The sequence below is a fragment of the Wolbachia endosymbiont (group B) of Melanargia galathea genome, from assembly GCF_964030625.1.
In the GTDB taxonomy this organism is placed as follows: Bacteria; Pseudomonadota; Alphaproteobacteria; order Rickettsiales; family Anaplasmataceae; genus Wolbachia.
On sequence record NZ_OZ034910.1, the window covers coordinates 1358731 to 1370559 of the forward strand.

An 11829-nucleotide genomic window follows, 5' to 3' on the forward strand; every position below is an offset into this window, starting at 1 on the left:
TTGCATAACTTTCATTTAATAGAAGCTTCTTGATAAATCTTGTGTTTATTGGCGAAATTATGGCGGCTGCATGCCTTTTTTTATTTTTTTCTATTCAGCCTAAACACGCTTCGTTTAAGCGTTAGCACATTATCAATTACAGTAATAAAATCAGCACCATGTGGATTCTTTTGCCTTTTTTTGATTGGTAAATTTCTTAACACTTATAGCTAAAGTAATTTAAGAGAGCCAGCGCGTGACTAGTTCTTATTACTTGTAAATTTTTCTGGATCCCAGTGGGCTTTGTTGCACCACTCAAGGAAAGAACAGGCAGTTACTGATGGAATTTGTTATAAAATAGATATTTAGCCGACAAAGGAAAAATATGCCAATAAGAATGAAAGTCAGTAACTGCAATGAATATAACAAATTTCTTCAAGAAAGGGGAAATGTTTTTCATTATATCAACGATGCCATTGAAAATTGGTACGAAAATAGTCCAAAAGTAGCAGGTGGCAACAATGTCTACAGCGACAAAGTAGTGATTCTAATTCACATAATAACCTATCTATTCAGGATTGGTCTTAGGCAAACAGTGGGATTTATAGAGAAATATCTTGAGCAAATAGGGAAAATTTTGCAAATTATCAGCTATTCGCAGGCTTCAAGAAGGTTTAAAAAGCTTAATATCAAAATCAACGACTGCAGAGTTGATAAGAACGATATGGAAGATATTGAAATTGCTATAGATAGTACAGGTATCAGCATCTACAATAATATTCCAGGCCATAGTAAGGCAAATGGTACAGATAGAAAGTATCGCCGCTATGAGCAAACAAGAAAGCTACATGTAATGCTAGAGATAGGTAGTAAAAAAGTTATAGCTGCAAAATACAGTAGTGGAGTTTATTCCGACCACTATGGAGCCTGTGATCTTATTGAAAGAGTGGATACCAAGTATAACATAAGCACGATATATGCAGATAGGGCATATAATCGAAAGAAGTTATACAAACTGTGCGATGAGCTTGACATAAAGACAAGGATTCCTCCGCAAAATAATGCAGTAGAGCATCCAAAGTTGGATTATATGAATGAGAGAAATTCTACAATCAAGCTCATAAAGTCATATGATGAAGATGGTATGAAGAGGTGGAAAAAAGAGATAAATTATTGGAAGAGATCTTATATAGAAAGTTTTTTCTCGCGACTGAAGCAAATATTTGGATTTAGTTTTAGGAATAAATCTGAGATTAATCGTGAGAAGGAACTGCTACTCAAGTGTTATTTGCTTAACAAATTTACTGAAATAGGCATGGCTAAGTTTGATATAGCTTCATGAATTTATTATACATTACCCACTATCCGAAGAGCTGTGCAACAAAGCCTGCTGGAATCCAGAAGTCTTTACTATAAATAAGCATATTGAGCACAAAATTATGCTAAAACACAACGTTTTTGTTGAGATTATGGACGAACTGGATTCCAGCGTCATGCGCTGGAATGACATCATAGAGGTCATTGAGATGACAGAAAAGAGTACTGGAATGAAAGGAAAAGAGGCTATTTAATTGTGCTGAATTTTACAAAATTTATTACTCCTGCCTGACAAATTTATTAGAATAGTATGTATAGTATGTTTATTAGTGAAAATCCGAAAAAAATGCAAGAAAAGTTAATATATTACTTTAGCCAAAGCAACTGTGAAGGTAATGCAGCAATGAGAAATCTACTAGGAGGGAAGGGAGCAAATCTGGCAGAGATGTGTAACATTGGCATTCCTGTTCCACCTGGTTTTACAATTTCCACTGCTGTTTGTCAGGCCTATTGTCAGGATAATGAATTGTCTTGTGATCTACGTAACGAGATAAAAAACTACATGACGATGCTCGAAAATGACATCGGTTGTAAATTTGGGGATTTAAATAATCCCTTATTAGTTTCCATACGCTCTGGTAGTGTTAGTTCAATGCCGGGCATGCTTGATACTATTTTAAATGTTGGTCTCAATGATGAAACCGTTGTTGGTCTTGCAAAAAAAAGTGGCGAACGTTTTGCTTACGATAGCTACTGCCGTTTCATCATGATGTACTCCAATGTTGTACTACAGCTTGATCATCACCTATTTCAAGATGTTATTGATAATGAGCAGCAAAAGAGTGGAGCAAAAAGCTTAGCTGATCTTGATATTAATGTTTTAAAGAAAATTGTTAATGATTTTAAAGAGATAGTATGTGAGAAAGTAGGAAAAAATTTCCCGCAGAACGTTGAAGAGCAATTGTTAAACTCAGTTAATGCAGTATTTGCCTCTTGGAAAAATGATAGGGCTGTTTCCTATAGAAGAATACATAATATTCCTGAAAACCTTGGAACAGCGGTCAACGTGCAAGCAATGGTTTTTGGTAATTTAAATGATAATTCTGCAACCGGCGTGATATTTACACGTAATCCTTCAACTGGAGAAAAAAAGCTTTTCGGTGAGTTTTTAGTTAATGCTCAGGGTGAGGATGTGGTTTCTGGTGTTTATACTCCTATGCCAATTGACGGGGAGCAAGAAAGTACCATGGAGAAGTTGCTACCAAGTGTCTACCGAGAATTATGCGCGGTATGTGAAAAACTTGAAAGGCATAATAAGGACATGCAGGATATCGAATTTACTGTACAGGACGGTAAGTTATGGATTTTGCAGACTAGGTCTGGCAAGCGCACAGCCGAAGCTGCTATTCGCATAATAGTTGATATGGTAAACGAAGGAGTGATTACAAAAGAGGAAGGAATATTGAGAATTGATCCAAAAACTTTTGACAATTTATTGCATCCAGTTCTTGATGTTAAAATCGATCAAGAAGTAATAGGCAAAGGACTGCCAGCTTCTCCAGGTGTTGCTTCTGGATATGTAGTATTCAGTGCAAGTGATGCTGAAAAAGCTGCAGAGCAGGGTAAAAAAGTAATTTTGGTAAGATCAGAGACGAGCCCTGAAGATATTAATGGAATGAATGCTGCAAGTGGAATAGTAACAGCGCGAGGAGGTATGACCTCGCATGCCGCTGTTGTAACTCGTGGAATGGGTAAACCATGCATTTGTAGTCTAAATGGACTTTATATTGATAAAGATGAAAAATTTCTTTCTATGGGGGATATAAAAGTAAATAAAGGTGAATCAATCACCATCAATGGAGGAACAGGAGAGGTTATGCTTGGTATTCTTCCTACAATTTTGCCTGAATTATCTCAAGAATTCAAAACGATAATTAACTGGGTAGATGAAATCAAAACAGTGAAGGTGAGAGCGAATGCTGATACTCCAAAAGATGCAAAAATTGCAAAAGAATTCGGTTCAGAAGGTATAGGATTATGTCGCACAGAACATATGTTTTTTGCTAGTGATAGAATCGAATTCATTCAAAAGTTGATAATAGCTGATGATGAAAATGAAAGGACAAATGCATTAAATAAACTCGAAGAAATGCAAAAGTCTGATTTCAAAGAAATATTTTCTATTATGGAGGGCAGGGAGGTTACTATACGTTTACTTGATCCACCTCTACATGAGTTTTTGCCCCACAATCAATCTATTATAGAGAAAATTGCCAAATCACTGAATAAGTCAGTTGAATCAGTAAAAAATAAAATAGCACAGTTATCAGAAAAAAATCCAATGCTTGGCCATCGAGGTTGTAGACTTGCTATTTCTCATCCTGAAATATATGGCATGCAAATTAGGGCAATACTCAGTGCTGCAAGTGAATTAAGGAAAGAAAAGAAGATAGAAGTGAAACCTGAAATCATGATTCCTTTTATCATGAGTGAGAAAGAGTTTATTCTGATATGCGAGTTAATAAAGAAAGAAGCCGAAAATTTCGATGTGAACTATTCAATTGGAACGATGATAGAACTGCCAAGAGCAGCACTTATTGCTGACAAACTCGCAAAACACGCAGAATTTTTTAGTTTTGGCACTAATGATTTAACACAAACAACTATGGGACTTTCACGAGATGATTCAGTTAATTTCCTCGATTCTTATAAGGAAAACAACATATTCAAAAACGATCCCTTTGAGGTGCTAGATGTCGAAGGGGTAGGGGAATTAATCAGAATAGCTATCGAAAGGGGCAAAAAAACCAGAAAAGAAATTAAACTTGGTATATGTGGAGAGCATGGAGCGAATCCACAGTCCATAGAGTTTTTCATCAAATCAGGGGTTGATTATGTGTCATGCTCGCCTTATAGAGTACTGGTTGCAAAATTAGTGGCAGCACAGCTTAGCATAAGTTTGTTGGGTAAATAGCGATAACTAACTGTGCGAACATAGATTCGGCTAACAAGTAGCGGAATGATGATTTTTCAAATTGTCGATAAATCTAAGTCAGTTTAGCTATTTTGCTGCTGCTTTTTCTTTTCTTAATATCTTAAGAAAGATTGACTTTTTGTCTAAAATAATAAATATAGGATAAAATAATAGTGAGTGAGGTAAAAATGTCAATATCAAAAGAACGTAAGGAATATTTACTAGAAAAGTTTAAATATGCTGCCAAAGAATTTGGCAAGTCTGGTACAAAGTCCAATCATCTAGCAGTACCAAAGGAACAGCAACTCTCTATTGATTTAGGTAATAGAAAAGTTTTTGGTATCATAAATAAGATTCTGTATTGGATAGAGAATAATTTTACTTATTTTTTTCCACGATATAATTTGTTTCCAGAAGTTGGAGTTGAAGGAAGAAAAATTCCTGGAACTAATACAAGGGTTAAGTATTTTAACTCTGATGAACAATTTGATCAAAGAAAATTTATTGGCGAGCAAGATGGGGAACTTAAGTTATACAACTTAGAGGGCAAATTATATGATACAACTGATAAAATTAGTAAGGGTAAAAAAGGTTGTGTAGCTTATGTTATCACGCTTGATGGAAAATTAGTAACTCATGAACATATTAATGTTAACAAAAGCGAATGGGCTTATCGTCATTCAACTCTTGCAGGCGGTAAGCCGATTTTATGTTCTGGTTTAATGAAAGTGGTAAATGGTAAAATAACTTATATAGACAATAATAGCGGGCATTATAAACCAGAATCAGCAAACTTATACAATGCAGTGAAAAAGTTAGAAGGTCTATTTTCGAAAGATGCGAAAGTTGTTTGCTTACCATATTGGATTAGCTTGAAAAAACAAATTCCGCTTATACGCAAAATTAATCTAGCCAAACGAGAGCCAGTAGAGGAATTCTTGAAAAGGATGGAGAAAAAAGGGAAAGATGGATTGACTCAATATAAAAGACATTTTGAAAAGATAAAGAAATTTAATGAGCAATATGAACAAAAATTCCTTCTTGCAAACTATAAGTCACCTACAAATGAACTGTCCTACAAACCAACTATACATAAAAAACACAGATTGAAATACTCTGAATATATTAACTTACACCTTAATTTTTTGAAAGAGTTTGATGAAAGTCCTGAAGTGCAAAAAATAGCAATAGAACATTCAATAAGAAGGGTTATTGGAGCAAATTATGGCCATAAGCCTACAGTTGCGCTTGCTAAGGCACAGGTAATAGATAAAGATGGAAAGCTGCAAGAAACGGACGAAATAGTAGGTATAAATGTTGCTTTTCACCATGAGAATGATCGTGATGGCTTTGCTAAACTTCTAGATTTTAAAAAGTATAGCTATATTTGCGAACCTCATTTGCAAGATAAAAAAAATAGAGCAGATATGGAAAAATTAATGCCCAATAAACATGCAGTTTTTATGAGTACAGACCAGGCTAATAAATTTATAAAGGGCACTTTACAAATTAAAATTGATAGTGTTGAGCAATTGGGTGTTGGTTTAGTGATGGGCTAAAGCTCTGTTTAAATATATATTTAGTTTTGTTACAATATTCTTATTTTCATCATATAATATGATGGAAATTTTATGCACAACTTTTTTATTTGATTAAAAATTGCATTTTTGCAATAAAAACTTATTTATTGTAAGAAAACTTGCTCATATAAAACTATTTATAGAGTGACAATAGCTGTGTTATACTTACACTTCTGATTCGAAAATTTATGCAGTTATTTCTAACAAGATTGGTCAATAAATTTTACTGTTTAAGGATGAGAAACAAAGTAATCATCGTTTCCGGTATTGCTCTTATTCTACTGTTTTTTATCAACAGTACATTTTTAAAAAAAGATCAGGCGGTTCATAGTGATAATCCAATTAGTAGTTTTTCATTAAAAACTCAGGATTATACTCCACAAAATCGCACTGTATATTTAAATTTTTCTGGTACGGTAAATCCCTTGCATAGGGTCAGCCTTGTCTCAAGAACAAGTGGTCAAGTTATTGCTATTTATTTGTCTGATGGTGAAAAAGTAAAAAGAGGCGATGTAATTTTAAAGATAGAAGATTATGACAGAGTTGAGCAAGTTGAAAAAGCCAAAGCTTTATTAAATCAGCGTGAAATTGAGTATGATTCCTCTCGAAAATTGAATACAAAAGGGTATGGAGCACAGATAAGAGTGGAATCAGCTTTTACTGCATTGCAGAGTGCAAAAGCTGACCTAAAAAGGCTAGAGTTGGATTTAGAAAATACTGCGATTAAATCCCCTATTGATGGTTATGTAGATAAGATCAACGTAAATGAAGGGGATTTTGTTAATCTTGGACATAAGATAACTGACATAGTTAATTTTGATCAGGTTCTTGTGGTGTTATATGTTTCAGAAAATGAAGTAAATAAAATAAAGCTAGGTAGCACAGCGCAAATTAATTTGCTAGACGGAAGGGAATTAGTAGGTGAAGTGAGTTTTATTAGTAAAATTGCTGAGCCTAAAACTGGATCTTATAGAGTGGAGGTAAAGGTAACTGATAATGAGATTATATCTTTGCAAGGACTGACTGCTAGTGTAAGCCTCCCTTCAGGTGAAAGATTTGCATATAAAATTCCTTCTTCGGCCTTAAGCTTAAATGACGATGGTATTCTTGGAATAAAGATTGTTGATGATAATAATTATGTAGTATTTACAGCAATAGAAATTGTTGATTATGAAGACGATGGAGTTTGGGTAGTCGCAAATAATGAAAGTAAGCCTATAAAGTTAATAACATTGGGTCATCTATTTGTTAAGCCTGGTGATAAGGTTTAGCTTGTATATACACTTTTAGTAAAAATCAGATAAAATTCCGTGTTAGCAATAATTATAAAAATACTTACTAATATACTTATCTAAGTATTGACAATTATTAACAAGAAAGCTAGTTGTATAAATGTTTTATAAAAAAAGAGTGTATTATATGCCACGTATTAGTGAAGAAAAGTATAAGCGTTATCGTGAGTTGAATAACCTTGACTTAAATAAAAAGTTAAAAGAAGCTATAAATGAGCTAGATTATAATAAGATAAGGAGTATTATTTTTGACAATGAATTGGAGTCAATTGACGATGAAATATATGGTGCATTATTTTTGAATAAATATCCTAGCTTTCCCAAATTTTTACTTATGCTAGGAGACAGTAGTTCAAGTGATGTAGTTAACTTTTTTATACAACATGTTCCAAGTAAATTTTTGTGTGGAGAAGGCCCTAGAAATAGTTTGGGTAATATTCCATACATAGAATTTATCTTTAGTTACAGACAAGACGCAATACCTACTCTATTAGAGGCTGTTTCAAAATCAGACAGAGACGATACTATCGTATCTGGAAAAGGTTTAGTTTCTAGTGTAAAGAAGAGAATAGAAAACATTGAGAGTAATGGGAGCCCTTATTATAGAAATGAATCTTGTGCAGCATATTCTTGTTCTGATAATCCACAAGATTACTACGATGCAAAAGAGGCTATTGAAGAATATTGCACAAAAAATGATAATGGTGATTACGAAATCGTTCCAGACTATCTTTTTACTATAAAAGATCAACCTCGAGAGCTAAAGCGATTGTTTATAGATATTGCTGCTGCCATAAGAAGTGATAGTCTTGATAAAGTGCAAAGTGGTCTGAAAGCAATTGAAGCAAGTGTTCCTAAAGCTGATCTGCGCATTATTGATAAAATCAGTACGTCATTAAGTTCTCTAATAAAAAAGGCTAAACAAAATGTAAATATGGCACGCGCTATTAGTGATGTACAGGCAAATATTACTTGGCCTGGTACATTTCTTAAAGAGAATGTCTTATGTACAAATAGTGTACAAAAGTCAAAAAACTAAAGTTTTTAATCAGGCTAGGTGTGAGGCACGCCTATTTTTTTCTTGCTTATTTCCTTACTAAACAATCTGTTTTTCTTTCAATAAACTCTGTAATTCACCTTTTTCATACATCTCGCGGATTATGTCACAGCCACCAATAAACTCTCCCTTTATATATATTTGTGGAATTGTTGGCCAATCAGAAAAACTTTTTATGGACTGACGTATTTCATCATTCTCAAGTACGTTGATGCATTTAAACTTTACATTCAAATTTTTGAGAATTGATACGACGAGCCCAGAGAATCCGCATTGAGGAAAGTCAGAGGTGCCTTTCATATACAGCACTACATCGTTTTCTGCTATGTCTTTTTTTATTTGTTCAAAGTTGTTCATAAATATCACCTTAATTTTAAGCTCCAGTTTCTAGTTGCAATGCATGTATAGATTGACCTTCAAGAGCCTTATATACCATTCTATGTTGTTCTATTTTTGTCCTTCCAGAAAAACACTGGGAAGTTATTTTTAAATGGTAGTGATCATCATCTCCAGCAAGATCCTTAATCTTTATATCGGCACCAGGGAATGACTGTTTGATAATTTTCTCTAATTCATGAACTGCAACAACCATTGATTCACTTTAAATTACAATACTCTTATTCTAAATCTAAAACAACTGAGCGCAATAAAAAATTGCTACATAAAAAATAGAAGTATGTTAGCATAAAAGTGAAATTATGTGAGGTTTATATGGCGAATAAAAGATTTAAATTTACATACCTACTAACTTTGCTCACTTTTTCATTTAGGTGCTTATCTTATGATAGTGAAATAAATAATTTAAAGAATTTTTATATTCAAGCTAACTATTTTGGAGCATTTTTCAATGCAATAGGTTCTCTAAAAGGAAAAGAAGATGCAGGTGAAAATGTAACGGAAGGTGTTTTTAGCTTTAATGAGGAGGAGAGGATTGAGGCTGGATATAGTCCTAAATACGTTCCAGGACTTGCAGGTGGTGCTTCAATAGGATATGTATTCAAAAATATGAGAGTTGATCTTGAAGTTCTATATTCTCAGACTAACTTAGATGATGAAGATTACTCAGATAAAGGAAAAGCAAGATATATTGAACTTCGTCGTAATGATGATGTTTCTGTTGGAACAGAACGTAAATCACCTTGGAGAAGTGGAAAAGTTGATATTGAAATTCAAGAAAAGCCGCCTAATGTTCAAGTAAAGTTCAAAGCTGCATTTAAGATGAAAAATGAAGGTTTTAATAATTTGGCTGGAATGATCAATGTGTATAATGATTTTAACGTCGGAGAAATGCTCTGCATTCCATATTTTGGAGTTGGTGCAGGTGTAACTAAGGTTAAATTTTTAGGAAAAACCAGATATGCTTTGGCTTACCAAGCAAAGCTTGGTGTTAATTATCCACTTACAACAAACACTCAAGCGTTTGCTGGTTTACGCTATTTTGGTATTCTTGGTAACGAATTTAAAGGTATTCTGCCAGTAGCAAAGATACTAGCTGGCGAAAAATATATTCCTGCTGGTAAAAGCAATGAAGTTGATGAAACTGCACGTATGCAATCAACAACTACAACAATTACCAATAGGTTTGGCATATATGGCTTAGAGTTTGGATTGGTTTATCGCTTTTAAATTTATCCAATTACGTATGTGAAGACAATAAATTGAGCGTGCTGAGAGCCTTAGCGAGGCGAGATTTTAATTGACTTGCATACTCATTCCAGTCCTCTATTTCCTTTCTTGCCACACCTGAGGTAACGGCAGCTTTTGCAACAGCAGGAGATACCATAGAAATTAATCTTGGATCAAATGGAGTAGGTATTATATATTCACGTCCATAGCTCATTTTACGACCGCCATAGGCTGCAGATATCTCATTTGGCACTGGCTCACGGGCAAGCTTCGCTATTGCATCTGCAGCTGCAATTTTCATTTCTTCATTTATTGTCGTTGCATGTACATCAAGTGCTCCTCTGAATATATAAGGAAACCCCATTACGTTATTGACTTGGTTGTTATAGTCTGACCTACCAGTTGCAATTATTGCATCTGGCCTTACAGACTTTGCAAACTCAGGCCTTATTTCTGGATCAGGATTAGCAAGAGCAAAAATGATCGGGTCTTTACCCATGCTTTTTAACATCTCTTCGCTGAGCACATCCTTTGCAGAGAGTCCGATGAATACATCAGCGCCTTTTATGGCATCAAGTAGAGAACGTTCTTTAGTGTCAATTGCATATTTTTCCTTCCACTTATTCATGTCCTCTTTTCTGTCTTTGTGTATTACTCCTTGTTTGTCACATAGCACTATGTTCTTAGCGCCCATGGACTTTAGTATTTCCAAACACGCAATACCAGCTGCTCCAGCACCATTCATGATGATCTTGACATTCTCTAATTTCTTTTCAGCAATATCGAGGGCATTTTCTATACCAGCTGCAACAACTACTGCAGTGCCATGTTGATCATCGTGGAACACCGGAATATCCATCAACTCATTTAGACGTTTCTCTATTATAAAACAATCAGGAGATCTTATATCTTCTAGATTTATTCCCCCCCAACTTGGACCAAGATACCTTACTGCATTGATGAAATCTTCTATGTTTTCTGTGTCAACTTCTATATCAATTGCATCAATGTCAGCAAAACGCTTAAATAAAACAGCTTTGCCTTCCATGACGGGTTTTGAAGCAAGAGGACCGATATTGCCAAGTCCCAGCACTGCGGTGCCATTTGAAATGACAGCCACATAATTGCTTTTTGCCGTGTAATCATAAACAGCTTTAGGATTTTTAGCTATTGCAAGGCATGGGGCTGCAACACCAGGGGAATAAGCAAGTGATAGGTCATGCTGTGTGGATAAGGGTTTTGTTGGTATAACTGATACCTTACCAGGTTTACCACTTTTATTATGGTACTTAAGTGCTTCTTGTTTTGTGGTGTTATCTAAATCATTATTCATGCTTTGAGCTTATTGTTAGTAATTTCCTAAGTATATGGGGTTTTTATGAATGTTCAACTATTAGCTTGTGAACTCTATTGTACTTCTGTATAAATTTATCTACTACGTAGGGTGATGTGACATGCTTAAGAAAAACGTGCCTAATTTGCTAACAATTTCTCGTGCGCTCGCAATACCGGCAATAATATCAAGCTTTTATATAGAGAGTAAGTATGCAAGTCTAATAACAATATTGATCTTTATGTTTGCGTGCATTACAGATTTTTTTGATGGTTATTTAGCGCGTGCATGGAAAGTCCAATCGAATTTTGGCAAATTATTTGATCCAATTGCCGACAAGTTAGTAGTAGCTTCAACAATAATCATGCTAGTTTATAAGCATAAGATAGATGATATTACAATTATACCGTCAGTTATAATTGTTTGTAGGGAGATATTAGTTTCAGGCTTGCGGGAGTTCTTGATAGCTACAAACGTTAGTTTACCTGTGAGTAAGGCTGGGAAAATTAAAACATTTTTGCAGATGGTTGCTATAGTAGCGTTAATAATGAGTGATTATGAAGCAACTAAATATATAGGTGTGGTTTGCTTATGGGCTGCGGCTGTTATGACTATGTGGTCAGGCTATAATTACGTTCTAGCTGGCATCAAACAGATTGACTAAATTGCTT

The 11829-nt window shown here is 34.5% G+C and carries 10 protein-coding genes; 7 read left to right on the forward strand and 3 right to left on the reverse strand.

What is annotated here, in order from left to right; translation table 11 throughout:
- Positions 1–364 precede the first annotated feature (364 nt).
- The 5 genes from AAHF52_RS06295 to AAHF52_RS06315 all read left to right on the forward strand — a co-directional run bounded on the left by AAHF52_RS06295 (position 365) and on the right by AAHF52_RS06315 (position 8181).
- Positions 365–1321 (forward strand): IS5 family transposase, encoded by a 957-nt coding sequence (locus tag AAHF52_RS06295; protein WP_213863789.1) that lies wholly within the window; start codon positions 365–367, stop codon positions 1319–1321.
- Between the two features lie 321 nt (positions 1322–1642).
- A complete protein-coding gene (ppdK, locus tag AAHF52_RS06300) occupies positions 1643–4270 on the forward strand; it encodes a pyruvate, phosphate dikinase (RefSeq protein ID WP_265034237.1) in 2628 nt (875 codons plus the stop codon).
- A gap of 188 nt (positions 4271–4458) precedes the next feature.
- Positions 4459–5829: a hypothetical protein gene (locus AAHF52_RS06305; RefSeq protein ID WP_264685495.1), complete on the forward strand. Its 1371-nt coding sequence runs from the start codon at positions 4459–4461 to the stop codon at positions 5827–5829.
- Positions 5830–6086: 257 nt separating this feature from the next.
- Positions 6087–7121, forward strand: a complete 1035-nt coding sequence (locus AAHF52_RS06310; protein ID WP_250147227.1) for an efflux RND transporter periplasmic adaptor subunit — start codon at positions 6087–6089, stop codon at positions 7119–7121.
- Between the two features lie 148 nt (positions 7122–7269).
- Positions 7270–8181 (forward strand): hypothetical protein, encoded by a 912-nt coding sequence (locus tag AAHF52_RS06315; RefSeq protein WP_264376750.1) that lies wholly within the window; start codon positions 7270–7272, stop codon positions 8179–8181.
- Positions 8182–8238: 57 nt separating this feature from the next.
- Here the strand turns inward: AAHF52_RS06315 and grxD are convergent, their stop codons facing one another.
- Both grxD and AAHF52_RS06325 read right to left on the reverse strand, forming a co-directional pair.
- Positions 8239–8556, reverse strand: a complete 318-nt coding sequence (grxD, locus tag AAHF52_RS06320; protein WP_007302570.1) for a Grx4 family monothiol glutaredoxin — start codon at positions 8554–8556, stop codon at positions 8239–8241.
- A 16-nt stretch (positions 8557–8572) separates the two neighbouring features.
- Positions 8573–8791: a BolA/IbaG family iron-sulfur metabolism protein gene (locus tag AAHF52_RS06325; RefSeq protein WP_007302571.1), complete on the reverse strand. Its 219-nt coding sequence runs from the start codon at positions 8789–8791 to the stop codon at positions 8573–8575.
- A 119-nt stretch (positions 8792–8910) separates the two neighbouring features.
- Here AAHF52_RS06325 and AAHF52_RS06330 point away from each other — a divergent pair, with 119 nt between their 5' ends.
- Complete coding sequence (locus AAHF52_RS06330; protein WP_019236934.1) at positions 8911–9825, forward strand: P44/Msp2 family outer membrane protein; 915 nt, start codon at positions 8911–8913, stop codon at positions 9823–9825.
- Between the two features lie 10 nt (positions 9826–9835).
- Here AAHF52_RS06330 and AAHF52_RS06335 read toward each other — a convergent pair whose 3' ends face one another.
- Positions 9836–11158, reverse strand: a complete 1323-nt coding sequence (locus AAHF52_RS06335) for a malic enzyme-like NAD(P)-binding protein (protein ID WP_082241867.1) — start codon at positions 11156–11158, stop codon at positions 9836–9838.
- A 121-nt stretch (positions 11159–11279) separates the two neighbouring features.
- Here AAHF52_RS06335 and pgsA point away from each other — a divergent pair, with 121 nt between their 5' ends.
- Positions 11280–11822, forward strand: a complete 543-nt coding sequence (gene pgsA, locus AAHF52_RS06340) for a CDP-diacylglycerol--glycerol-3-phosphate 3-phosphatidyltransferase (protein ID WP_006012406.1) — start codon at positions 11280–11282, stop codon at positions 11820–11822.
- Positions 11823–11829 lie beyond the last annotated feature (7 nt).

Coding starts and splice junctions, on each gene's coding strand:
- grxD (WP_007302570.1), bottom strand. CDS start 8,556: ATGAACAACTTTGAACAAATAAAAAAAGACATAGCAGAAAACGATGTA.
- AAHF52_RS06330 (WP_019236934.1), top strand. CDS start 8,911: ATGGCGAATAAAAGATTTAAATTTACATACCTACTAACTTTGCTCACT.
- AAHF52_RS06325 (WP_007302571.1), bottom strand. CDS start 8,791: ATGGTTGTTGCAGTTCATGAATTAGAGAAAATTATCAAACAGTCATTC.
- AAHF52_RS06310 (WP_250147227.1), top strand. CDS start 6,087: ATGAGAAACAAAGTAATCATCGTTTCCGGTATTGCTCTTATTCTACTG.
- AAHF52_RS06315 (WP_264376750.1), top strand. CDS start 7,270: ATGCCACGTATTAGTGAAGAAAAGTATAAGCGTTATCGTGAGTTGAAT.
- ppdK (WP_265034237.1), top strand. CDS start 1,643: ATGCAAGAAAAGTTAATATATTACTTTAGCCAAAGCAACTGTGAAGGT.
- AAHF52_RS06295 (WP_213863789.1), top strand. CDS start 365: ATGCCAATAAGAATGAAAGTCAGTAACTGCAATGAATATAACAAATTT.
- AAHF52_RS06335 (WP_082241867.1), bottom strand. CDS start 11,158: ATGAATAATGATTTAGATAACACCACAAAACAAGAAGCACTTAAGTAC.
- pgsA (WP_006012406.1), top strand. CDS start 11,280: ATGCTTAAGAAAAACGTGCCTAATTTGCTAACAATTTCTCGTGCGCTC.
- AAHF52_RS06305 (WP_264685495.1), top strand. CDS start 4,459: ATGTCAATATCAAAAGAACGTAAGGAATATTTACTAGAAAAGTTTAAA.